This is a genomic window from Sphingomonas faeni, from assembly GCF_040407505.1.
Classification (GTDB): Bacteria; Pseudomonadota; Alphaproteobacteria; order Sphingomonadales; family Sphingomonadaceae; genus Sphingomonas; species Sphingomonas faeni_E.
On sequence record NZ_JAPZPQ010000007.1, the window covers coordinates 100,086 to 123,329 of the forward strand.

Here is a 23,244-nt window from a genome sequence, read left to right on the forward strand (position 1 = left end):
CGTGCGGGAGGCTGACGCACCCATCTTCGGCCCCGCGTTTCAGGCCGAGCTGGACACGCTGTTCCGCTGGCGCCGCGACGTCCGGCATTTTCGGCGCGACCCGCTGTCAGCGGGATTGCTCGATCGGTTGCTGGAGATCGCCAACGCCTCGCCGTCGGTCGGGCTCAGCCAACCCTGGCGGTTCGTCACCGTCGACGATCCCGCCCGCCGCGCCGCAGTCCGCGCGGACTTCGAGGCGTGCAACGCGGCGGCGTTGACGACGCAGGAGGGGACGAGGGCAGCCACCTACGCACGGCTCAAGCTTGCCGGGCTCGAACGGGCGCCGTGTCATGTCGCGGTGTTCGTCGAACCCGATCCGGATCAAGGCCACGGTCTCGGCCGCCGGACCATGCCCGAAGCCGTCGCGTATTCCGCGGTCATTGCGGTCCACACGCTGTGGCTCGCCGCTCGCGCGCACGGGATCGGCCTCGGCTGGGTCTCGATCCTCGACCCGTCGCGCATCCGTGGGATCCTCGACGTGCCCGAGACCTGGCAGCTCGTCGCATATCTCTGCATCGGCTATGCCGAGACCGACGCCGTCATCCCCGAACTCGAGCGCGAGGGTTGGGAAAACCGACGGTCGATCAACGTCCTAGCACGCTGAACGCTCGTTGGACGCCGCGGCTGTCTTTGAAATGAGTGTGGCGGTTGCGCAACATGCGTGCTGTCAAAGCCCGATTGTACGCAAGATTCGCTTGTGCGGGGCACCATGGGCTGTCATCGCGGTGTCACCGTTGGAAAGACCGCACTGGGGTTCGGCCCCGAAAGATGCGGCGTCCACGGATGCAGGGCGGACATCGACTTCCGGTATCGAAAGGGAAACGATGCGCTTCACCACACTTCTTCTCGGCGGCATTGCTTTGGCTGCCGCAACGCCAGCGTTCGCGCAGGACGACACCGCACCTCCCAAGGAGGTCACGGTCAGCGGCGCGGTCGGGCTCGTCAGCGACTACCGCTTCCGCGGCGTGTCGCAGTCGGACGAGAACCTCGCCGTCCAGGGCGGCATCACGATCACGCATAAGAGCGGGCTGTACATCGGCACCTGGGGTTCCAACCTCGCAGGCTGGGGCACGTTCGGCGGCGCGAACATGGAGCTCGACTTGATCGCGGGCTACAAGGTTCCGGTCGGCGGCGGCGCGCTCGACGTCGGCGCGACCTGGTACATGTACCCGAGCGGCTTCGACAACACCGACTTCATCGAGCCTTATGCCAAGCTGTCGGGCACCGTCGGCCCGGTCGCATTGCTCGCAGGCGTCGCATATGCGCCGAAGCAGCAGGCGCTGGGGCCGTGGTACACCAACGGCGCGTCGGCGGCGGCGGGCGTCTACGACCGCGTCAATGCGAAGGATGACAACCTCTATCTCTGGGGTGACGTCAGCAGCGGGATCCCGAACACCGGCCTGACCGTGAAGGCGCACTTCGGCTATTCGAACGGCAACAAGGGTCTCGGGCCGTTCGCGACCAGCGTGTCGCCAACGGGCGAGTATTTCGACTGGCTGTTCGGGGCGGACTACGTGATCCCGACGACCCCGCTGACGCTGGGCGTGGCGTATGTCGATACCGACATCGGCAAGGGCGAGTCGGCGTATCTCCAGCCGAGCTTCAGCCGCGGGCAGGACGGCAATGGCTCGATCGCCAACGGCAAGGTGCTGGTGTCGTTGACCGCGGCGTTTTGAACGGCTGAGGAGAGGGCGCCCCTGAACCTTGTTTCCCCGCGAAGGCGGGGACCCAGACTGGGTTCCCGCCTTCGCGGGAGAGCAAGGAAGGGAAGCTAAGGCTTCCACTGGCATCTCCTGCTCTTCGAACCACATCGTCAGACACGAAAAAGGGCGGCCCCGCGAGGAGCCGCCCTTTTTTCGTCAGCCGCTGGGACCAGATCAGTTCGCGGTGGTCTTCGCGTCCTGGCCGTCGCCCTCCGGCGCCGCGACGATGTCGCGCGTGGTCGAACCCTTGTCGACCACCGTCGTGCCGGGATCGCCTGCGCTGGAGCGGATGCCGGGATCGTCGTTGTCCGCGCCGGCATCGGCGACGACACCCGACTCGGCCGGGCTGCGCGCAGCGGCCCCACCGAACAGCGCGTCGAGCGTCTGCGCGTTGGCCGCGGTGTCCTGCGGACGGGCGGCACCGGGCTGCGGTGGGACCAGCGCGAAGTCGGGCGGGATCACGAGCGGCGCCTGGCGCGCGACCGCGAACTCGTCCGGACGTGCGCGATCGAGGCTTCGGCCTGCCCCGCAACCACTGAGCAGCGCGACGCAGGCCAAAGCGACGACGGGCCCGGCGGCCAGGGGTACGAACTTACGCATGGGAATTCTCCACAGGGGGCTTCTCGCGCACGAGGAGCGCCCGAACAAGCAGGACGAGCACGCCGACAGTAATCGCTGCATCGGCGACATTGAAGACCAAAAACGGACGCCATTCGCCGATATGCAGGTCGCAGAAATCGACGACGTAGCCGAGACGGATTCGGTCGAGGATATTGCCGATCGCGCCGCCGAGCACGAAGCCCAGCGCGACCTGGTCGGCGGGGTTTTTCTCGCGCGTCATCCACACCGCGACCCCGACCGCGATCGCGCCGGTCAGCAGCACCAGCGCCCAGCGGGTCAGGTGGCCGTCGGCGGGCAGCAGCCCGAGCGAGATGCCGATGTTGGGGACGAAGCGCAGGTCGAAGAACGAGGTGATCGTCTGCGACTCGCCGAGTGAGTCGATCCCGAGCGGCTTGGTCACCGCCCACTTGCTGAGCTGGTCGGCGAGGAACAGCGCGATCGCCGCGCCGAACCCGGCCTTTGGCAGGTTACGCATCGGCCACCACCTCGTCGCACCGGTTGCAGAGGTTGCCATCGACCGTCACCTCGGGGAGGTGGCGCCAGCAGCGGCCGCATTTGTGGAAGTCGGTCTTGGTAACCTTTACCACTGCGATGTCATGCGGGTGGTCGCCTGGAGGATCATAAGCCAGTGTCTCGGTAACGCGGGCGACGATTGCGATCTCCGCCACATCGAGTCTGGATAGCGTCTGGCGCAACTTGGCGTCGCCCTCCGTCAGGCCAATCTCAACATTAGCTTCAAGGCTGGACTTGATGATCTTGTCGCGACGCTGCGGTTCGACTTTTGCCGTGATCAACCCTCGCAGCGTCCGAAGGCGAGACCACTGTTCGAAATCCAGATCCGTATTGTTGATGACTGGGAGCGATGGCCATTCGAGATAGTGAACTGAACCCTCGTCGCTTGGGAAGCGCGACTGCCACACTTCTTCCGCGGTGAAGCAGAGGACGGGCGCAGCGTAGCGGACCAGCGCGTGGAACAGCACGTCGAGGACGGTGCGGTACGACCGGCGCTTGATGTCGCTCGGGGCGTCGCAATAGAGCGAATCCTTGCGGATATCGAAGAAGAACGCGGACAGGTCCTCGTTCGCGAAGTCGGTCAGCAGGCGCGTGTAGCGGTTGAACTCGTACGCCTCGGCGGCCTGGCGCAGTTCGGTGTCGATCATGCCGAGGCGGTGGAGCACGTAGCGTTCCAGCTCGGGCATGTCGGACACGGCGACGCGCTCCGACTCGTCGAAGTCTTCGAGCGCGCCGAGCATGTAGCGGAACGTGTTGCGCAGCTTCCGATACGCGTCGGAGGCGGTGGCGAGCACTTCCTTGCCGATCTTCACGTCGTCGAAATAGTCCGTGGAGGCGACCCACATGCGCAGGATGTCGGCGCCGGACTCGCCGATGATCTTGAGCGGATCGACGACGTTGCCGAGCGACTTCGACATCTTCCGGCCCTGGCCGTCGAGCGCGAAGCCGTGCGTCAGGACCGCGTCGTAAGGCGCGCGACCGCGCGTGCCGCAGCTTTCGAGAAGCGACGACTGGAACCAGCCGCGATGCTGGTCCGAGCCTTCGAGATACAGGTTCGCGCGCGTGCCTTCGCCATACCGCGCTTCGACGGTGAAGACGTGCGTGCAGCCGGAGTCGAACCAGACGTCGAGGATGTCCTTCACGACCTCATAGTCTGCGAGGTCGTAGTCGGGGCCGAGCAGCGCCTGGTGGCCGTCCGCATACCACGCGTCCGCGCCGTTCTCGCGGAAGGCTTCGACGATGCGCGCGTTGACGTTCGCGTCGTTGAGGTACTGGCCGGTGGCGCGGTTGACGAACAGCGCGATCGGCACGCCCCAGGCGCGCTGGCGCGAGATGACCCAGTCGGGGCGGCCCTGCACCATCGACGTGATCCGGTTTTCGGAGCGCGCGGGGATCCAGGTGGTGGCCGCGATCGCGTCGAGCGCGATCTCGCGGAGCGTGGCGCCGTTGCCAGCTTCTGGCTCCCTCTCCCCTGCGGGAAGAGGGCTGGGGTGAGGGGCTGTTCCGGGCGCGGCATTGCTGGGCTGCCCCTCACCCCGACCCTCTCCCCGCAGGGGAGAGGGAGCAGAAGAAGAGTCCATCGGGATGAACCATTGCGGGGTCGCGCGGAAGATCACCTTCGCCTTCGAGCGCCACGAATGCGGATAGCTGTGCTTGAAGTCGTCGCTCGCGGCCAGCAACGCGCCAGCTTCGCGCAGGTCGGTGCAGATCGGGCCGTCGGCGCTCACGAACTTCTTGTTGATGACGCTGCCCTGGCCACCGAGCCATGCCCAGTCGGCGCGGTACATCCCCGCGCCGTCGATCGCGAAGACCGGGTCGATGCCGTATTGCTTGCAGAGTTCGAAATCGTCCTCGCCGTGGTCCGGCGCCATGTGGACGAGCCCGGTGCCGGCGTCGGTCGTGACGAACTCGCCGGGGAGGAACGGGCGCGGCTTCGCGAAGAACCCGCCGAGTGCGTGCATCGGGTGCCGTGCGGTAGCCTCCGCGAGGTCGGAGCCCTTGCCCCGCCAAAGGATGGCAGCGCCACCCTCCTCTCCGTCACCCCGGCGGAGGCCGGGGCCCACCTCACCGCGGTCTCCCCCGTTGGTAAGTGGGTCCCGGCCTCCGCCGGGATGACGGGCGGTACGGGCCAAAAAGCTGTCGATCAGCGCCTCTGCGATCAGGAAGCGGCGATCGCCGTCCGCGACCAGAACATACTCGATCTCAGGACCATAGCTCAGCGCCTGGTTCACCGGGATCGTCCACGGCGTGGTCGTCCAGATCACCGCATAGGCGCCGACCAGTTCGGGCGCGTTCGGCGCAGAGTCGATCTCGAACGCCACGTCGATCTGCGTGGAGACGATGTCTTCATACTCGACCTCCGCCTCGGCGAGCGCGGTCTTCTCGACCGGCGACCACATCACCGGCTTCGCGCCGCGGTACAGCTGGCCGCTCTCGGCGAACTTCAGCAGCTCGCCGACGATGGCGGCTTCCGCCTCGTACTTCATCGTCAGATACGGATCGGCCCAGTCGCCCATCACGCCGAGCCGCTCGAACTCGGCCTTCTGCACCGCCACCCATTTCTCGGCATAGGCGCGGCATTCGGCTCGGAACTGGTCGACGGGGACGTCGTCCTTGTTGAGCTTCTTCGCGCGATACGCTTCCTCGACCTTCCACTCGATCGGCAGGCCGTGGCAATCCCAGCCGGGGACGTAGGGCGCGTCCTTACCCATCAGCGACTGCGAGCGGACGATGATGTCCTTGAGGACCTTGTTCATCGCGTGGCCCATGTGGATGTCGCCGTTCGCATACGGCGGGCCGTCATGCAAAATGAACCGCTCGCGCCCGAGCCGCTGTTCGCGCAACCGGTCATAGATGCCGAGCTTCGCCCAGCGCTCCAGGATCGCCGGCTCCTTCGCGGCAAGGCCCGCCTTCATCGGGAAGTCGGTCTTCGGCAGGAAGACGGTGTCGCGGTAATCGCGGGCGGGCGCAGGAGTATCGGTCATAAGTGGGCCGGGCTGTAGCCGGTAGCGCGCCGCGTTGCCATCCCTGTCCCGCTCTTGCTCCCCTCCCTGGAAGGGAGGGGCTGGGGGTGGGTTGGTTCGGAATTGCCGTCACGTCCGCCAAGCGGCCGACCCACCCCCAACCCCTCCCTTTCAGGGAGGGGAGGAACCCAGGATTGCGCGCGCGCGATCGCAGTCGGAGTCCATCTGCGTCGTCAGCGCGTCGAGACTGTCGAACTTCGCTTCCGGCCGAAGATACTCGACCAGCGAAACCTCGACCCGGCGGCCGTACAGATCCTCCGAGAAGTCGAAGAAATACGGCTCCAGCAATTCCTTCGGCGGATCGAAGCTCGGGCGGATGCCGAGGTTCGCCGCGCCCTTCAGCACGCGGCCGTCCTCCAGCCGCCCGGTCACCGCATAGATCCCGTATGCCGAGCGAAGATAATTACCCATGTCGAGATTGGCGGTCGGATAGCCGATCGTGCGGCCGAGCTTGTCGCCGTGCTGCACCACGCCCTCGATCGCGAACGGTCGCGTGAGCAGGCGCGTCGCGGTCGCCATGTCGCCGCTGCGCAAGGCGTCGCGGATGCGCGTGGACGAGACGGTCTCGCCGTTCAGCGCCACTGCGCCGACTGTTTCCGCACGAAAGCCGTGGGCGGGGCCGCGCGATGCCAGCGTGTGGACGGTGCCGGCCTTGCCCTTGCCGAAGGTGAAGTCCTCGCCGGTGACGACGCCGCCGATGCGGAGATTATCCTCAAGCCGTTGCGCGATGAACTCCTCGGCGGTGAGCGCCGCGAGATCGCCGTCGAAGTGGAACACCACCATCGCGTCGGCGCCCGCCTCCGCGAAGAGCCGCTCGCGCTGGTCGAGCGTGGTGAGGCGGAACGGCGCGGTGTCGGGGCGGAAATGGCGGACCGGATGCGGATCGAACGTCGCCACCAGCGCGGGGCGGCCCTCCGCTTTGGCCCAGGCGATCGCGCGTGCGACCACTGCCTGGTGACCGAGGTGGAATCCATCGAAATTGCCCAGCGCGACGATCCCGTTCGCGAGATGCGAAGGAATGGACACGCCGCCGTCGAGCCGCTGCATGGAGGCGGGCTATAGGGGGGGCGGAAGGGCGGCGCTACACTTCTTGTTCTCGCGCGAAGGCGAGAGTCCAGCCTGGGCTTCCGCCTTCGCTGGAACAACTCAGGGGCGGGTGAGGGTGACGAAGCTAAAAGCGGGCCGTTGCTTTTCGCCTGGGTGGTCCTCGCGGGCGATCTCGCGCCAGCCCTCGAACGCGGGGACGATGGCGTCGCCTTCGGGTTCGTCATGGACTTCGGTCAGTTCGATCTGGTCCGCATGAGAGAGGAATTGCGTATAGATCTGTGCGCCACCGATCACCGCGACGTCGTCGCCCGCCATCGCCAACGCCTCCTCGACCGAATGCGCGACCTCAGCGCCTTGAGCTGTCCAGCTCCCCCGCGTCAGGACGATATGCCGGCGACCGGGGAGGGGGCTCGGGAAGCTATCGAATGTCTTGCGTCCCATCACCATCGGCTTGCCCATCGTCAGCGCCTTGAAGCGCTTGAGGTCGGCGGGGATGCGCCAGGGGAGCTGGCCGTCGCGGCCGATGACGCCGTTGGTGGCGCGGGCGAGGTAGAAGATGATCATCCGGCGGTCATGCCGGATTGGGGGGCGACGGGCTACTCTCCCGTTTACGTCGGCACACCGCCGTTAACTCCACCCCGGCGAAGGCCGGGGCCCAATTGGGGAACGTCGTTGATGAGCGCTGCGCTCCATTACTCTGGCCTTGCCAATTGGGCCCCGGCCTTCGCCGGGGTGGTAGATAAGTGGTGTGGTTCAGCTCGGCGCGTGTTCCTTCACATACGCCTCGGGGTCCTTGTCGACGACCTTCACCCCGTTGAGATGGTTCGCCTCGAACGCCGCGAACCGTACGCCAAGCTCGTGCCGCTCCTCAAGCGTCGCATGCTTGCGGAAGTCGGTGAGGCCCTGGCGTTCTTCCTCCGCCAGATGATCGCTGTTCGCCTTGTTGCATTCGCCGACCGCTTCGAACCACGCGTCCGAGCCGACCGGGTGCTTGTCGACCGCCTCGCCCGTCTCGCGGATGTCGTTGTGATCCTCGATCGCGTCCTCGGTCTCCTCGGCGGCCGAGTCGGCGTCGTTGCCGCCGGTGCCGATCTTCATCAGCCGCGGGTAGAAGAAGCGTTCTTCCGCCTCGGCATGCGCGTCGAGCAGGTTCTTGAGGCGCGTCCAGAGCGCCGACAGCGCCTCGGTGTCCTTGGCGTCGATCGAATCGATCTGCGCGAACAGTGCGCGCTGCTGCGCGTGTTCGTCGAGAATGAGCTGTGTGATATCCATGCGCATCTGAACCGCGTGCGCTGCCCGGGGTTCCTATTGCGATTCGCTCTCTGTTCAGACCGCGACGGGCGCCTTGATATGCGCTTGCGCGACGTAGTCGTGGAGGACGAAATCCTCATACTCGTACGCGTCGATCGAGTCCGGCTTCCGCAAAATCTCAAGCCGCGGCAACGGCCCTGGCGAGCGCGTCAGTTGCAGTTGCGCCTGCTCCAGATGGTTCGAATAGAGGTGGCAATCGCCGCCGGTCCAGATGAATTCGCCGACCTGAAGGCCGCATTGTTGCGCGAGGATGTGCGTGAGCAGCGCGTAGCTGGCGATGTTGAACGGCACGCCGAGGAAGATGTCGCCCGAGCGCTGGTAGAGCTGGAGCGACAGCTTGCCGTTGGCGACGTGAGTCTGGAACAGGCAATGGCACGGCGCCAGCGCCATCGCGTGCAGGTCGCCGGGGTTCCAGGCGCTGACGATCTGGCGGCGCGAGGCGGGGTTGGTCCTGATCTGCGCGATCAGCTCGGCGATCTGGTCGATGTGGCGGCCGTCTGCGGCGACCCAGTCGCGCCATTGCTTGCCGTAGACCGGGCCGAGATCGCCGGCTTCGTCCGCCCAATCATCCCAGATCGCGACTTTCCGGTCCTGCAACCAGCGGACGTTGGTGTCGCCGCGCAGGAACCACAGGAGTTCGACGATAATCGAGCGGAGGTGGAGCTTCTTGGTGGTGAGCACGGGGAAGCCCTGCGCGAGATCGAACCGCATCTGCGCGCCGAACACGCTGAGCGTGCCGGTGCCGGTGCGGTCCATCGTCTCGACGCCGGTCGAGAGCACGCGGTCCATGAGGTCTAGATATTGGCGCATGCTGGGGGCGTAGCGCCGTAGAGACGGCGGCTCAAGCCGATGTGGACGCGGTTGCGCGTGCAGCCGCCTGGGCTCGGACGCAGTCGGGTATGTGCCGTCGTCGCCCGTGCCTTCCCCTAGTATCGCCGACCTCGCCGCGGCGCGCGCGCTGTTCGCGGGGTTGGGCGAGGCCTCCGTCGAGACGGTAGCGGTCGCGTATCTTGATCCGGATCGGAGGCTTCTCGGGATGCGGCATGTCGTCGGGGGGCGGGATCAGGTGGTGATCTCGATCCGGACGGCCGCGGTGGATGCGTTGGCGTTCGGTGCTCACGGGGTGATCATCGCGCATAACCACCCGAGCGGGGATGCGACGCCGAGCGCGCGGGACGTGGCGTTCACGCGGGCGCTGGCGGCTGGGTTGCGGACGTTGGAGGTGGTGTTGCTCGATCACCTGGTGATCGCCGGGGAACAGGTGACGAGCCTGCGCACGATGGGTGTGGTTTAGGAGGCCGCGGCAAATCCCATCGGACCTGTGGTCGACATTTAGCTTAATGGAGCGGAGTTTGCCGATGGAGACAGGGAGTTTGTTTCCCCGCGAAGGCGGGGACCCAGCCTGGGCTCCCGCCTTCGCGAGAGAACAAGGAAGCGTGGGCTACAGTCGGATTGCGGGCGATGGCTTCTCAAGTTTGCGGGATTGGCGTGGTGTGAGGAGCGCCTTCCCCAAACACACCACCCCGGCGAAGGCCGGGGTCCAATTGGGGGGCGTTGCGAACTACGCGCAGTTCGCCGTTAATGCGACCTTTCCAATTGGGCCCCGGCCTTCGCCGGGGTGGTGCATCTGGATCGGTTACAACGGGGAACCCAACTTCACCCCAGCCGACACGCCCGGATCGCTTCCGGCGCTGGCCGTGGCCCACTGGCGCGGAACGTCGCGATGTATCCCCCGGCAGACGGCATGTCGTCGGTATCCACCTGCGTATACCCCACCGCCGCGAACTCGCACTTCAGCAGCGCCGGCGGCGTGCCGTGGTTCTGCGTCGGGCGGTTGGCGTCGACCACCACCACCAGCCCGTCGGGCTTGAGCGACGGCCGCAACCGCCACAGGAACTCATAGGGCTGCTCGATCTCGTGATACATGTGCACCATCAGCACCCGGTCGAAGCTCGCCTCGGGCAGTTTCGGATCGTTCGCCTCGCCCAGCTTCACGCTGACGTTCGCCAGATCCTCGCGCGCGACGCGTTCGGCCAGCTGGTCGCGTACCGCCGGGATGATGTCCTCGGCGAGCACGCGCCCGTCCTTGCCGACGCGCGCCGCGAGGCGGATCGTGTAGTATCCCTCGCCCGCGCCGATATCCGCGACCGTCATGCCCTTGCGGATCTCACCCTTGTTCATGACCTCGCCGGCCTCGTTGAGCCGGTCGCGCGCTTCCTCGTTCGACCAGCGCGTCGAGACGATCGACGCGACCGGACGGTCGGCAGCGGGGAATACCGGCTCCTTGGGCTCGCGCTTGATGAGCGGCTTGCTGCCATCGCACGCGCATAGCGCAAGCATCGGCAGGACCATCAGGGCAAGGACACCCCGCAAGCTCAATCGACGTCCTCCACCTCGACGGCCTCGCCGGTCACGCGCTGCGACAACGCTGCCGCCATGAACATCTCGAGATCGCCGTCGAGCACGTCCGACGGGCTGGTCGACACCACGCCGGTGCGCAGGTCCTTCACCATCTGGTACGGCTGCAACACGTAACTCCGGATCTGGTGACCCCAGCCGATGTCGGTCTTGCCGGCATTCTCGGCATTCGCCGCGGTCTCGCGGATCGCCAGTTCGCGCTCGTACAGTCGCGCGCGGAGCTGGTTGTACGCCTCGGCCTTGTTCTTGTGCTGCGAACGCTGGTTCTGGCACTGCACGACGATGCCGGTCGGAATGTGCGTGATGCGCACCGCCGAGTCGGTCGTGTTGATGTGCTGGCCGCCGGCGCCCGACGCGCGGTAGGTGTCGATGCGCAGGTCGCTCTCGTTATACTCGACCTCGATATTGTCGTCGACGACCGGGTACACCCAGACGCTGGCGAACGACGTGTGTCGTCGCGCCGCCGAGTCGTACGGGCTGATCCGGACGAGCCGGTGCACGCCGCTCTCGGTCTTCGCGTAGCCGTACGCGTTCTCGCCCTTGAGCAGCAGCGTCGCGGACTTGATCCCCGCCTGCTCGCCCGAATGCTGATCGACCAGTTCGACCTTGAGACCGTGACGCTCGCCCCAGCGCGAATACATCCGGCTGAGCATCCCGGCCCAGTCCTGGCTCTCGGTCCCGCCGGCGCCCGCATTGACCTCGATATAGGTGTCGTTGGCGTCGGCTTCGCCCGCCAGCAGCGCCTTGATCTTGTCCTTGTCGGCACGCGCGGCGAGTTCGGCGAGCGACGCAACGCCGTCCGCCTCCATCTCGGTATCGCCCTCGGCCTCGGCCATCTCGATCAGCTCGGCGGTGTCCGACAATTCGCTCTGAATCGCGCGCGTCGCGCTGATCGCCTCATCGAGACGACGACGCTCGCGCATCACCTCCTGCGCGGCCTTGGGATCGGACCAGAGCGCCTGATCCTCGACGCGCGCGTTCAGTTCGTCGAGACGACGCAGCGCGCGGTCCCAGTCGAGGAAGCGGCGCAGCAGTGCCAGCGCGTCGTTGATGGTGTCTACGTGAGCCTGCGCTTCGGCGCGCATGATATTCTCCAAAAATTCCGTCTTCCCGGCGGAGGCCGGGATCGCCGTCCCAAGCGAGCGGGGCGGGTCTCCGGCGGGCGCCGGGATGACGTCTATATAAGCGCGCTAGTAGATTCCGCCTTGTCTTTGCAAGAAATCGCTGTCGCGCGGGGCTTCGGCCTTCTTCACCGCGGTCGTCGTCGTAGCAGCCGTGGGGGCGACATCCGAGCGTCGCGCCGCCCGGCGCGGTTCGCTCTCGGGCTTGAACGCTTCCCAGATGACCGCGGGCTTCGGATCGCTGGTGTCGGGCCATGTGCCATAGACCGGCCGGCCGCTCGCGCGATCGATCCGGACCATGCGGATCCCGGCGGGCGCGCGGAACGGCAGCTTGGGCAGATCCTCATACGCCTTGACCGCGAACTGCTTGAAGATCGGCGCGGCGAGCGTACCGCCCTGTGCTGCGCCACCGAGGTTCTTCGGCGTATCGAAACCGATATACAGCCCCCCGACGAACTGCGGCGTGCCCCCGACGAACCACACGTCGGTCGGGCCATTGTTGGTGCCGGTCTTGCCGAACATCGGCCGGTCGAGATCGCGCAACGTCACCGCGGTGCCGCGTTGGACGACGCCTTCGGTGATGTGGACCATCTGGTAGGCGGTCATCGCGTCGAGCACCTGGCGCTGGCGCGTGATCGGCCGCGGCATCGGCTTGCCGTCCCAGTCGGGCGCGTTGCAGCGATCGCAGGGCCGCCAGTTCTCCGGCCAGATCACCTTGCCGTGGCGATCCTGGACGAAGTCGATCAGCGACGGCGGCCCGCCCTTGCCGTTGTTGGCGAGGATCGAATACGCGTTGACCATTCGCCCGACGGTCGTCTCGCCGGCGCCGAGCGCGTAGGAGAGATACGGCGCGTAATCGCCGACGCCCATCTTCTTGATCGTCGCGACGACCTTCGGCATGCCGGTCTGCGCGGCGGCGCGCACGGTCATCAGGTTGCGCGACTGCTCGATTCCCCAGCGCATCGTGTGCGGGCCGGACCCGCGCGAATTGCCGAAGTTGCGGAAGCATTTCTGCCCCAGCCGCGCGCCCTGATAGACGCAGAACGGCCCGTCGATGATGATCGACGCGGGCGTCATGCCGTTGTCGAGCGCGGCGGAATAGACGATCGGCTTGATCGTCGAGCCGGGCTGGCGCATCGCCTGCGTGGCGCGGTTGAACGCCTGCAACCGGTCGTCGAACCCGCCCTGCATCGCCAGAACGCGGCCCGATGCCGGCTCCTCGACGACGAACGCGCCGGAGACCTTGGGAACCGCGCGCAGCGAGAATTCGCCGCCGTCCGGCGCCACCGCGATGATGTCGCCGACCTCGATCGCACCGAACGCGTTGCCGCCCTTGCCGCGCACCGGCATCTGCGCCGCATAGCGCGGCAGCGTGCCGGTCTTGCCGGTGCGGAAGCCCAGGCTCCAGGCGTTGCCGTCCTTGCCCGTCACGATCGCCGCGACCCAATCGCGGTAATCGAGCGCGATATTGCTGTTGAGCAACGGCTGGAGCCAGTTTTCGTCCTCGATCTCGACATGGCGGATCGGCCCGTTCCAGCCGCGCCCGCTGTCGAACCGGACGAGACCGTCGCGTAAGGCTTGCTGCGCCAGATCCTGCAACTTCGCGTCGAACGAGGTCCGCACCCATAGCCCGCCCGAATAGACGCTGTAGGGTCCGTCCTTTGCATTCTCGCCGAACTTCGCCATCAGCTGGCGACGTACTTCCTCGACGAAATAGCCGCCGACGCTCTCGAACTTCGGCGTGCGCCGCATCACCGCGCCGAGCGGCTCGTCATTCGCCTGGTCATGCTGCGCACGCGTGATGAAGCCGTTGTCGAGCATCCGGTTGAGCACATAGTTGCGCCGCGTCATTGCCTTCTCGGTGTTGCGCACCGGATCGTAGTTCGACGGGCCCTTGGGCAGGATCGCCAGATACGCCATCTGCGCGAGATCGAGCTGGTCGAGCTCCTTGTCGAAATACGCATGGCTCGCCGCCTCGACGCCGAACGCGTTGCGGCCGAGCGCGATCTGGTTGAGGTACAGCTCGAGGATCTGCTCCTTGGTCAGCGTATCCTCGATCTTGTACGCCAGCACCGCCTCGCGCAGCTTGCGCGACGGCGAATAGGCGTTGCCGATCAACAGGTTCTTCGCGACCTGCTGCGTGATCGTCGAGCCACCCTTGGCGCGCTTGCCGGTGCCGAGCTTGGTCGCATAATCGTACACTGCGCCGGCGAGGCCGGGGTAATCGACGCCGTGATGCTCGAAGAACGACTTGTCCTCGGCGGCGAGGAACGCCTTCACGAGCAGCGGCGGATATTCGGCGTAGCTTAGCTCGACGCGCCGTTCGCGCGCGTAGGAATGGATCGGCGCGCCATCGATCCCGCGGACGTTGGTCGGCAGCGGCGGCTCGTACGTTCGCAACGTGTCCACGGAAGGCAGGTCGCGCATGACCGCGAACCAGAACGCGAAGATCGCGACGAACCCGAGTGCGACCAGCACCAGCGCCGCCTTGGTCCATCGACTCGCCCAGGCGCGCGCAACCCTGCCGCGCAGCCGGTCGGAAGTGCGGCCTGTCGCCGTCGTCGAGGTGGGGGAGGGATCGGACGCCATGATTACTGGCGGAGCGTCTAGCAGGTTCGCGGGCGCTTGCCAGCCTTCGGTGGTGGGGTGGGGCGCGCTGGACTATACGGGCGCTGTCTGATCGAGATAGGCAACCGTACTGAAGGCCGGGTAGTGTTCCCTCCGAACACGTCGTCCGCGCGAAGGCGGGGACCCATAACCTCCGGCACATGCGACTTCATCGCGAGGTCAGCCAATATGGGTCCCCGCCTCCGCGGGAATGGCGGCGCAGTGCGGACGGCTTCCAACGACAAAACCTGTCGCCAACCCCGCTACTGTGGCAGCAGGCACGCATGACCCCGCCGCCGCTCCCGATCCTAGCCGTGCTCCCCGACCTCCTCGCCACCCTCCGCGAACGCACCTCCGCGGTCCTCGTCGCCCCCCCAGGCGCCGGCAAAACCACCGCCGTCGCCCCAGCCCTCCTCACCGAACCCTGGTGCACCGGCGAGATCCTCCTCCTCTCCCCCCGCCGCCTAGCCGCGCGCGCTGCCGCCGAACGCATGGCCTCCACCGCCGGCGAGCCCGTCGGCCAGACCTTCGGCTACGCCACCCGCATGGACAGCAAGCGCTCCGCCGCGACCCGCGTGACGGTCATCACCGAGGGCATCTTCGTCGCACGCATCCAGGCCGACCCCGAACTCGCCGGCGTGTCCGCAGTCCTGTTCGACGAAGTCCACGAACGCAGCCTCGACGGCGATTTCGGCCTGGCGCTCGCGCTCGACGTGCAAGCCGGCTTCCGCCCCGACCTCCGCATCGTCGCGATGTCAGCAACGCTTGATGGGGCAAGGTTCGCCGCGCTGATGGACGACGCCCCGGTGATCGAGAGCGAAGGCCGCAGCTATCCCCTGACGCTCCGCCACATCGGCCGCCAAGCCGAACTCCGCATCGAGGACTTGGTCGCCGCCGCCATCCGCCGCGCACTCGGCGAAGCGGAGGGGGGCGTGCTCGCCTTCCTCCCCGGCGTCGCGGAGATCGAACGCACCGCCGACCGCCTCGCCAATCTGCCCGGCGACATCGTCCTCCACGAACTCCACGGCAGCCTCGATCCTGCCGCCCAGCGCGCTGCGATCCTCCCCGAGCCAGACGGCCTGCGGAAGGTCGTGCTCGCCACCAGCATTGCCGAGACCAGCCTGACGCTCGACGGCATCCGCATCGTCGTCGACTCCGGGCTCGCGAGGCGCCCGCGTTACGACCGCGCGGCGGGGATGACGCGCCTGGTCACCGAACGCGCGAGCCAGGCGGCGGTCACGCAACGCGCCGGCCGCGCGGCGCGCCTTGGGCCGGGGATAGCGTATCGCTTGTGGGAGGAAGCGGCGACCGCCGGCCTGCCGCGCTACGACCCGCCAGAAATTCTGGAGGCGGACCTGTCCGCGCTAGTGCTGGCGTGCGCACTTTGGGGCGTCGGTGATCCGCGAGACCTCCGCTGGATCGACCCGCCCCCCGCCGCCGCGATCGACGAGGCGATGGCTCGGCTAACGACGCTGGAAGCGATCGAAGACGGTCGTCCGACGTCTCACGGCCGCGCGATAGCGAAACTGCCGATGCCGCCGAGGTTGGCGCATATGCTCCTGCGAGCGGGAGAGCGCGGCTTGGCGTCGGTCGCGGCCCAGATCGCAGTCCTGCTCGGCGAACGCGGCATCGGCGGACAGGACGTCGATCTGGAAACCCGCCTACGCCGCTGGAAAACCGAACGCGGGGCAAAGGCGCAGGCGGCGAGAGCAATGGCTGAGAGGTGGGCGAAACTTGCCCCCCCTCCCGCACGCGGGAGGGGGCTGGGGGGTGGGCACCCGGCCTCAACGTCAAATAACGCGGATGGCGCGAGCCCACCCCCCAACCCCCTCCCGCTTGCGGGAGGGGGGGCAGAGGTTTGCGTTGCGCTTGGTTTCCCCGATCGCGTCGCACGCCGCCGCGATGCGTCCGGCGAAACCTGGGCCTCGGTGGGCGGCCGCGGGTTCAAGCTCGACCCGACCTCGCCACTCGCCCGCTCCGAATGGCTTGCCGTCGCCGACACGCAGGGCTCGGCAGCCGGCGCGCGCATTCTCTCCGCGGTGGCCATCGACCAGAGCACCGTCGAAACGCTTTTCGCCGACCGCATCGAATCCCGCCGCACCGTCACGTTCGACCGGACGACCGGCGGCATCCAGACGCTGCGCGAACGCCGCCTCGGCGCGATCCGTCTGTCGAGCGGCCCCGACAGCGGCGCGGACCCCGACGCGATCCTCGCCGCGCTTATCGACGGCGTGCGCGAGCACGGCCTCGCGCTGCTACCGTGGAACGACGGCGCGCAAGCGCTGCGCGACCGCGCCGCCTATGCCGGCGTCCCGCTCGACGACGCGACCCTCCTCGACCGCGCCGAAGAATGGTTGGCTCCCCTCCTGACCGGCAAACGCCGACTCGACGCGATCGCCCCCGGCGCCCTCGCCGAAGCGCTGCGCAACCTGCTCGGCTGGGACGCGATGCAGACGATCAACCGGCTCGCCCCGCCCGATTTCACCAGCCCCGCCGGCAGCACGCACGCAATCGACTACGCCGCGGAAGGAGGCCCCCGGGTGGAACTCCGCGTGCAAGCCCTGTTCGGCCTCGCGATCCACCCGGTGATCGGCGAGCGCCGCGTACCGCTGGTGCTGAGCCTCACATCCCCCGCCGGCCGGCCGATCCAAACGACGCGAGATCTCCCCGGTTTCTGGGCCGGCAGCTGGACCGCCGTGGCGAAGGAAATGCGCGGCCGCTATCCCAAGCATCCCTGGCCCGACGACCCCGCCGCGGCGTCCGCCACGCTGCGCACGAAAAAGGCGGATGCAAGGGCCGCCGGTTCGCGATAAGGGGGTCTCATGCCAACCGCCCGTATCTTCCAGCGCCCCAAGAACGCCATGCAGTCCGGCAAGCACCGGACCGACGCCTGGCAGCTCGAATTCGAACCCTCGGAGCCTAAGCGCCCCGACCCGCTTACCGGCTGGGCCGGCAGCGGCGACACCCGCGACCAGCTGCGCCTGCTGTTCCCGACCGCGGAAGCCGCGATCGCGCACTGCGAGCGCGAGGGCTTCGGTTACACGGTCGTGCCGGCGCCTGCGAAGACGTTGAAGCTGCAGAGCTACGCGGATAATTTCAAGTAAGTGGAGGGAGCGGCGCTAGGCCCTCCCGCACCTCCTTGTTCTCCCGCGAAGGCGGGAGTCCAGTCTGGGTCCCCGCCTTCGCGGGGAAACAAGTCTTGGTTAGAGTATCGACCCAGCCAGGATCAGCAGCATCTTGGTATCGATCGCCACGCCCGCAGCGCGCTTCTCCGCCACGAACGCCGGCACATCTGCTAGCGGCACCCGGTGCACGGTGATGTTCTCGTCGCCATCCCCGCCGCCATCGCTCACCTTCGTCAGCCCGGTCGCGCGGACCAGCGTGAAGCATTCCGACGTCATTCCCGGCGACGAATAGAACACCCCAAGGTCCTCGATCGCGTCTGCGCGGTAGCCGGTCTCTTCCTCAAGCTCGCGGCCGGCCGCTACCGCGACGCTCTCGCCCGCGGTTTCGTCACCGACCAGTCCGGCCGGCAGTTCGAGACACGCGCGACCCAGCGGCACGCGGAACTGCTCCACGAGGATCACGTCGCCGTCGTCGATCGCGACGATCACTGCCGCCGCGATCTCGCCCTGGCGCGCGGCGAATTCCCACGTGCCCTCGGTCTGCACGGTCAGGAATTTGCCGGCCCATACGGTCTTGCTCATAGTTCGATCAGCCTGTCCGGAAGTTCGTTCACCGGCGCACCGGTCCGCGGGAAATGTTCCGCCAACACCGCGCCGATCTGCGCGACCGCATCCGCCATGCCGTCGGCCGGGCGATCGTCGCGCACGCCGGCGAGTACCGCCGCCATCGCCGCCCCCCAGGTCTCGTTCGGCACGCGCGAGTGGATCGCATCGTCGGCGATGATCTCCGCGCGATGCTCGGCGAGCGACAGGTACAGCAGCACCCCGGTCGAGCCCTTGGTGCGCTTCTCCGCGCCCGCACGGAACAGGAGCAAAGCCCGCCGCCGCACGCGCCGCGCCTTGGTCGCGCCCGGCGTCAGCGCAAGCCGCGCCGGTGTCCACGCCAGCACCAGCCGCACGGCCAGGAACACCAAAGTCACCAGCACCAGCGCCACCACGTACAGCGCACCCTGCGGTGCCGCCTGCCAGGGATCGACCAACGCATAGATATGGTCCGCCGCGACCGGGTGGTACGCGAGCAGCGCCAGCGTCAGCAGCATCGCCAGCACGCCCCAGTGCATCGATACGTCGTGATAGGCATCCGACTGCCGCGCGACGATCGTCACGATCTCGCCGGTCGTCGCGGTCTCTGCCTGGGTGACCGCCGCGGTGACGTGGTCATGGTCGGTGTCGCTCAAACGCATGTCACCATCCCCCCGATGCGCCGCCGCCGCCGCCGGATCCACCGCCGCCGCCGCCAAAACCACCGCCGCCCCAGCCGCCACCGCTATCGCCGCCGCCGCCACCAAAGCTGCCACCGCCGCTACCACCACCACGGGTCATCGCGTCGGCAATGCTCCACAACACGATCGGCAAGGCCCCACTGCCACCGCCCCGGCTGCCGCCATCGACGTAATGCTTGCCGCCCGCGCGGCGCGAGATCATCGGAATGACGATCGCCGCCAGCACGATGCCGAAAAAGATCAGCCCGATCGGCACGCCGCCGCCACTAGTCTTCCGCGCGCGCGTCTTGTCATACTCCGCCGCTGCCGCCGTAACCTTCGCGCGCGCCTCCGCATCGGGCAGCGCAAGCTGGTCCGCCACGGCGTTCGTGCCCGCGACGATCCCGCCGGGGATGTCGCCCGCCTTGAAGCGCGGCAGGATCTGCTGGTTGATGACGACGCTGGAGAACGCATCGGTCAGCACCGGCTCCAGGCCATAACCGACCTCGATCCGCACCTTCCGGTCGTTCGGCGCGACCAGCAGGATCGCGCCGTTGTTCGCATCCTTCAGCCCGACGCCCCAGCTCCGCAGCAGGCTATTGCCGTAATCCTCGATCGGATAGCCTTCGAGATCGGGCACCGTCGCGACCACCAGCTGGTTGCCGGTCGTCTTCTGAAGATCGTCGAGCCGCTTGGTCAGCGCCGCTTCCTGATCGGGCGGGATGACGTTTGCCGCATCGACGACGAAGCCGGTGAACTTCGGAAAGGTCTGCGCGGTGGCAGCATTGCTTCCCAGCAACACCGCGAACGCGAGCGTCAGGAGGTGGCGGAGCATCGGGCCCCGATCAGCTCGCGTTGCCGAAGTTCACCGTCGGTGCGGTCTCGGCACCCGGCGTTGTCGCCGCGAACGGCACCATCGGCTTGGCGCCGTAGAAGATCTTCGCGCCGACCGCGTCGGGGAAGGTGCGGATCTTGGTGTTATACGCCTGAACCGCGCCGTTGTAATCGCGTCGCGCGATCGTGATGCGGTTCTCGGTGCCCTCGAGCTGGCTCATCAGCGTGGTGTAATTGCCCTGGCTCTTCAGTTCGGGATACGCCTCCTGCAAACGCTGCAGCGACACGCCGACGGCACCCTGGACGCGCTGATACTGCTCCATCTTCGCCGGATCGGAGAGATCGGCGGCCGAGACCTGCACGGAGTTCGCGGCAGAACGCGCCTGCGTCACCTGGACGAGGATGTCCTTCTCCTGCGCGCCCGCGGCCTTCACGGTCGCGACGAGGTTGGGGATCAGGTCGGCGCGGCGTTGATAATTGTTCTGGACGTCGGCCCAGCGTGCCTTCGCGGTCTCTTCCGCGGTCGGGATGCTGTTGATCCCGCACCCGGCCAGCGCCGATGCGAGAAGGATCGCGGCGGTACCGCGGGCGATTGGGGCACGTGACATCGGGGCTCTCCTGGATACCTGTGTCACCCTCATAGGACAGTCGCGAGGGTTGGCGAAACCTAAATCGATGGTTAGCTTTGCCCGGCAACAAAGGGGGCGACATGCTCAAGGAATTCAAGGCGTTCATCATGCGCGGCAACGTGCTCGATCTCGCCATCGCGGTGATCATCGGCGCGGCGTTCGGCAAGATCGTCACGTCGCTGACCGACGACGTGCTGATGCCGGTCATCGGCAAGATCTTCGGCGGGCTCGATTTCTCGAGCTATTTCTGGCGGATGGGGCCGGTGCCGGCGAACTACGCGGGCTCGCTCAGCGATTACGCGGCGCTCAAGAAGGCCGGCGTGCCGCTGCTCGGCTATGGCGCGTTCGCGACGCAGCTGGTCAATTTCGTGATCGTCGCGGGGATCATCTTCATGATCCTGCGCGTGGTGAACCGGACCGCAGCGCTGATCGAGCGCGAGACTGCAAGGTTGAAGCGTGAGGAAGAGGCGGTTGTCGTCGCACCTGCGCCGGAGCCGGTCGAGATCGCGCTGCTCCGCGAGATCCGCGATGAGCTGAAGGCGCGAGGGTGACATGCTTGTCCCTCTCCCCTGCGGGGAGAGAGAGGGAGGAGCCTTAAGCGACGGAAGGGTGAGGGGAGTGTGGCTCGGGAGCGCATCCCAACTCCCCCTCATCCGACGCTGCCGCGCCACCTTCTCCCCGAGGGGAGAAGGAAAAGCCTAAGCCGCTACCAGTTCCTCGGCATTCGCATCCGCCAGGCTGGTCCCGTCCAAAATCCGCGCGGTCTCGTCCCGCACGCGCATCATCGCAAAGCGGATCGCGCAGTCGGCTTCGCTCTTGCAGTCGAGGCACGGCCGGTACGCTGTCCGGCTCACGCACGGCACCAGCGCGAGCGGCCCCTCGATGATCCGGATGATCTCGCCGAGCGAAATCAGGTGGCTCGGCCGCGACAGACGATAGCCCCCCATCTTGCCGCGATGGCTGTGCAAAAGCCCGGACTCGCGGAGGTCGGCGAGGATCAGCTCAAGGAATTTGCGCGGCACGTTCGCCTCGGCGGCGATCCGCGTCATCGGGATGGGAGGGCCACCGGCGGGGGCGCCGCCAAGGAAGATCATCGCGCGGAGCGCGTAGCGGGAGCGCTGCGTCAACATAATGCAGGTTGCTATGCACGCGCTTTGTGGCGAGCGGAAGGCGGTTTGGCACGCTGTGTGCTAACCCGTTGGAGATTTATCCGGGAGAGTGCCGCCACCGCGCCGGTCTTTTCATTTGGCTGGGCTTTTCAGATCGATGCGGCCCCCCTATATCGGGCATGCCGTTGGGGGAATCTTCTCTTGGCGGCTATGGCGATAAACCGTGGCGTGTCATAGACACAGCGGACCCGGGGGCAGTACCCGGCGACTCCACCACCGCCCTCTTCGCAAGAGGGGGACGATGACGGGGTCGAACTAGGATCGACGTGTGTTCAACGACGCTATGTTTCGCTCGGAATGGGACCACCGCAACGGCCCATACACAAGTGCCAACGATAACGAAGCACTCGCAATTGCCGCATAACTGACGGTCTAACGACCTAAGTTATACGGACGAAAGCGCGGTTCGGGCCACACCGGGCAACAGAAGTGGACACCGGCGGTACGGGGGGCACCGAGCAACAGAAGCTCCCCACTAACCTGACATTTGGCTCCAATCACGCGGCAAGGCGCTCGACCAGTCGCAGTACCGGCGGGCTGAATCCGAGCGGACCGACCAGCGCGTTGGTCACGACCAGCACGCCGCCACCCCAGTAGTAGGCCGGATGTATCTTCCCGCGCAGGCGCAGGTCGAAGATCATCCCTACTATGACGTACACCGCCATCGATGCGAAGACCGCGAGCGGCGCGAACTGGCCCAGCAGCGGCATCGGCAGGATCCGCCCGATCGCGGGCGACATGACCAGGATCGTCCCGCATAACATCAGTCGCTTATGCCAAGCAGCCTGTTTCCGCAGCGCGATCGCCCAAGCGGTCAGGATGCCAAACCCGATCACCCCCAGCACGTCGAGCACGAGGAATATCCCAGGCGGAAAGAACGGCGGTACGCGGTGCTGCTGGATCGCTGCGGCGGTGGTGACGATGCCCAGTACGACCATCGATGCTGCGATAACAGCGCCGAGTACGCCGAGTTGTCGATGCCAAGTGATCGATCCCCGAACGACCAGCCAGTTCTGCACGACGTAGAGAATGATCCACGCCAGAAATGCGGCGGCATGCAGATGAACTTGCAAGGGCAGTTCGAGAAACGTCCAATTCGTTCGCGCGGCATTCAGCGTGAAGCCGAAGATCACCGTGACGGCGATCGCTATCGCCATGCCGAGGAAGAAGCGACGCTCGCTCGCGACGACATTCCGTTGCGCAGGCCGTACACTATTTAACGATGCCATTGGACCGCCCCCGCGAGTCGATGCTCAAGCGATGGACGATGGCCCTAATACTGATATCGGGCAATACTCATGACGAATGAGGACTGCCTCGACTAGTAGATGTAAGATCCTGAATACTCTTCCAGTCCGTTAACTGCTCAGAGTTGCAGGAGCTTGCTGAGTTGTGCGCCGGTATAGGGCTTCTGCACGAACCGCGCGGCTTTGGGCAGCGCGTCGGTCGTACCGTTGTCGGCGCCCGACGTGACCAGGATCGCAATATCGGGGCGTTGCGCATGCACCGCATTGGCGAGGTCGATGCCGTTTAGGTCTCCGGGCATGCGGACATCGGTGAAGAGTGCAGCGATATCTGGCCGCTCTTCAAGCTTCGCCAGGGCATCGGCTGCGTTGCTGGCTTCGACGACTTCATAGCCGGCGTCCTCCAGCGCGAGGTTGGAATGGACCCGGACGAGGGCATCGTCATCGACGACGAGAATAACGGACTTCGCAATGGCATTCATACCGGTTCGAACATCCGGCATGCCGCTCCGTTCCAACATAAGTCATCTTATCAAGGGATAACGAGGCGAAGCGAGCCGCAAACGAGAAAGGGGCCC

23 protein-coding genes and 1 other RNA gene are annotated in these 23,244 nt (G+C 66.6%); 7 read left to right on the top strand and 17 right to left on the bottom strand.

Features of this window, described 5'->3' with window-relative positions:
- Position 1 precedes the first annotated feature (1 nt).
- Together bluB and O6X71_RS17880 are read left to right on the top strand one after the other, a co-directional pair.
- Positions 2 to 643 carry a 5,6-dimethylbenzimidazole synthase gene (gene bluB, locus O6X71_RS17875; RefSeq protein WP_353467084.1) on the top strand — a complete coding sequence of 214 codons (642 nt, stop codon included), beginning with the start codon at positions 2 to 4 and terminating at the stop codon, positions 641 to 643.
- Between the two features lie 220 nt (positions 644 to 863).
- Positions 864 to 1,715: a TorF family putative porin gene (locus O6X71_RS17880; protein ID WP_353467085.1), complete on the top strand. Its 852-nt coding sequence runs from the start codon at positions 864 to 866 to the stop codon at positions 1,713 to 1,715.
- Positions 1,716 to 1,916: 201 nt separating this feature from the next.
- On the opposite strand, the gene O6X71_RS17885 is transcribed toward O6X71_RS17880, so the two are convergent.
- The 7 genes from O6X71_RS17885 to O6X71_RS17915 form a co-directional block, all read right to left on the bottom strand.
- Positions 1,917 to 2,342, bottom strand: a complete 426-nt coding sequence (locus O6X71_RS17885; RefSeq protein WP_353467086.1) for a DUF3035 domain-containing protein — start codon at positions 2,340 to 2,342, stop codon at positions 1,917 to 1,919.
- Positions 2,335 to 2,838, bottom strand: coding sequence for a signal peptidase II (gene lspA / locus O6X71_RS17890; protein ID WP_056489618.1), 504 nt, complete (start codon positions 2,836 to 2,838; stop codon positions 2,335 to 2,337). Before lspA ends, O6X71_RS17885 begins: the two co-directional genes overlap by 8 nt.
- Positions 2,831 to 5,860, bottom strand: a complete 3,030-nt coding sequence (locus O6X71_RS17895; RefSeq protein WP_353467087.1) for an isoleucine--tRNA ligase — start codon at positions 5,858 to 5,860, stop codon at positions 2,831 to 2,833. Before O6X71_RS17895 ends, lspA begins: the two co-directional genes overlap by 8 nt.
- A gap of 150 nt (positions 5,861 to 6,010) precedes the next feature.
- Complete coding sequence (locus O6X71_RS17900; protein ID WP_353467088.1) at positions 6,011 to 6,946, bottom strand: bifunctional riboflavin kinase/FAD synthetase; 936 nt, start codon at positions 6,944 to 6,946, stop codon at positions 6,011 to 6,013.
- 99 nt (positions 6,947 to 7,045) lie between these two features.
- Positions 7,046 to 7,510, bottom strand: coding sequence for a dihydrofolate reductase (locus tag O6X71_RS17905; RefSeq protein ID WP_353467089.1), 465 nt, complete (start codon positions 7,508 to 7,510; stop codon positions 7,046 to 7,048).
- A gap of 189 nt (positions 7,511 to 7,699) precedes the next feature.
- Positions 7,700 to 8,218, bottom strand: coding sequence for a hemerythrin domain-containing protein (locus O6X71_RS17910; RefSeq protein WP_353467090.1), 519 nt, complete (start codon positions 8,216 to 8,218; stop codon positions 7,700 to 7,702).
- A 54-nt stretch (positions 8,219 to 8,272) separates the two neighbouring features.
- Positions 8,273 to 9,067, bottom strand: coding sequence for a thymidylate synthase (locus tag O6X71_RS17915; protein ID WP_353467091.1), 795 nt, complete (start codon positions 9,065 to 9,067; stop codon positions 8,273 to 8,275).
- Positions 9,068 to 9,173: 106 nt separating this feature from the next.
- On the opposite strand from O6X71_RS17915, the gene O6X71_RS17920 reads away from it, so the two are divergent.
- A complete protein-coding gene (locus tag O6X71_RS17920) occupies positions 9,174 to 9,551 on the top strand; it encodes a JAB domain-containing protein (RefSeq protein WP_353467092.1) in 378 nt (125 codons plus the stop codon).
- Positions 9,552 to 9,913: 362 nt separating this feature from the next.
- On the opposite strand, the gene O6X71_RS17925 is transcribed toward O6X71_RS17920, so the two are convergent.
- The 3 genes from O6X71_RS17925 to O6X71_RS17935 form a co-directional block, all read right to left on the bottom strand.
- A complete protein-coding gene (locus tag O6X71_RS17925; protein ID WP_056065874.1) occupies positions 9,914 to 10,609 on the bottom strand; it encodes a class I SAM-dependent methyltransferase in 696 nt (231 codons plus the stop codon).
- 23 nt (positions 10,610 to 10,632) lie between these two features.
- Positions 10,633 to 11,760 carry a peptide chain release factor 2 gene (gene prfB, locus O6X71_RS17930; RefSeq protein WP_056051599.1) on the bottom strand — a complete coding sequence of 376 codons (1,128 nt, stop codon included), beginning with the start codon at positions 11,758 to 11,760 and terminating at the stop codon, positions 10,633 to 10,635.
- Positions 11,761 to 11,865: 105 nt separating this feature from the next.
- On the bottom strand, positions 11,866 to 14,385 hold the full coding sequence (locus tag O6X71_RS17935; protein ID WP_353467093.1) for a penicillin-binding protein 1A: 2,520 nt from the start codon (positions 14,383 to 14,385) through the stop codon (positions 11,866 to 11,868).
- 302 nt (positions 14,386 to 14,687) lie between these two features.
- On the opposite strand from O6X71_RS17935, the gene hrpB reads away from it, so the two are divergent.
- Both hrpB and O6X71_RS17945 read left to right on the top strand, forming a co-directional pair.
- Positions 14,688 to 17,216, top strand: a complete 2,529-nt coding sequence (gene hrpB, locus O6X71_RS17940) for an ATP-dependent helicase HrpB (RefSeq protein ID WP_353467094.1) — start codon at positions 14,688 to 14,690, stop codon at positions 17,214 to 17,216.
- A 9-nt stretch (positions 17,217 to 17,225) separates the two neighbouring features.
- Positions 17,226 to 17,507 (top strand): ETC complex I subunit, encoded by a 282-nt coding sequence (locus O6X71_RS17945; RefSeq protein WP_353467095.1) that lies wholly within the window; start codon positions 17,226 to 17,228, stop codon positions 17,505 to 17,507.
- A 99-nt stretch (positions 17,508 to 17,606) separates the two neighbouring features.
- On the opposite strand, the gene O6X71_RS17950 is transcribed toward O6X71_RS17945, so the two are convergent.
- The 4 genes from O6X71_RS17950 to O6X71_RS17965 are packed head-to-tail and all read right to left on the bottom strand — an operon-like array spanning position 17,607 to position 20,232.
- Entirely contained in the window at positions 17,607 to 18,110 is a 504-nt protein-coding gene (locus O6X71_RS17950) for an NUDIX hydrolase (RefSeq protein WP_353467096.1), read from the bottom strand.
- Entirely contained in the window at positions 18,107 to 18,772 is a 666-nt protein-coding gene (locus O6X71_RS17955) for a TPM domain-containing protein (RefSeq protein WP_353467097.1), read from the bottom strand. Before O6X71_RS17955 ends, O6X71_RS17950 begins: the two co-directional genes overlap by 4 nt.
- Before the next feature lies 1 nt (position 18,773).
- Positions 18,774 to 19,625 (bottom strand): TPM domain-containing protein, encoded by an 852-nt coding sequence (locus tag O6X71_RS17960; RefSeq protein WP_353467098.1) that lies wholly within the window; start codon positions 19,623 to 19,625, stop codon positions 18,774 to 18,776.
- Between the two features lie 10 nt (positions 19,626 to 19,635).
- The gene (locus O6X71_RS17965; protein ID WP_056065884.1) at positions 19,636 to 20,232 is read right to left on the bottom strand and encodes a LemA family protein; all 597 of its coding nucleotides are present in this window, start codon (positions 20,230 to 20,232) and stop codon (positions 19,636 to 19,638) included.
- 101 nt (positions 20,233 to 20,333) lie between these two features.
- Between O6X71_RS17965 and mscL the strand changes: the two genes are divergently transcribed.
- On the top strand, positions 20,334 to 20,804 hold the full coding sequence (mscL, locus tag O6X71_RS17970; protein WP_056065888.1) for a large conductance mechanosensitive channel protein MscL: 471 nt from the start codon (positions 20,334 to 20,336) through the stop codon (positions 20,802 to 20,804).
- 147 nt (positions 20,805 to 20,951) lie between these two features.
- On the opposite strand, the gene O6X71_RS17975 is transcribed toward mscL, so the two are convergent.
- Positions 20,952 to 21,383, bottom strand: a complete 432-nt coding sequence (locus O6X71_RS17975; RefSeq protein WP_107954747.1) for an RrF2 family transcriptional regulator — start codon at positions 21,381 to 21,383, stop codon at positions 20,952 to 20,954.
- 121 nt (positions 21,384 to 21,504) lie between these two features.
- Here O6X71_RS17975 and ssrA point away from each other — a divergent pair.
- Positions 21,505 to 21,860, top strand: a transfer-messenger RNA (tmRNA) gene (ssrA, locus tag O6X71_RS17980).
- Positions 21,861 to 21,919: 59 nt separating this feature from the next.
- Here the strand turns inward: ssrA and O6X71_RS17985 are convergent.
- Together O6X71_RS17985 and O6X71_RS17990 are read right to left on the bottom strand one after the other, a co-directional pair.
- Positions 21,920 to 22,651 carry a hypothetical protein gene (locus tag O6X71_RS17985; RefSeq protein WP_353467099.1) on the bottom strand — a complete coding sequence of 244 codons (732 nt, stop codon included), beginning with the start codon at positions 22,649 to 22,651 and terminating at the stop codon, positions 21,920 to 21,922.
- Positions 22,652 to 22,788: 137 nt separating this feature from the next.
- Entirely contained in the window at positions 22,789 to 23,148 is a 360-nt protein-coding gene (locus tag O6X71_RS17990; RefSeq protein ID WP_353467100.1) for a response regulator, read from the bottom strand.
- Positions 23,149 to 23,244: the final 96 nt, after the last annotated feature.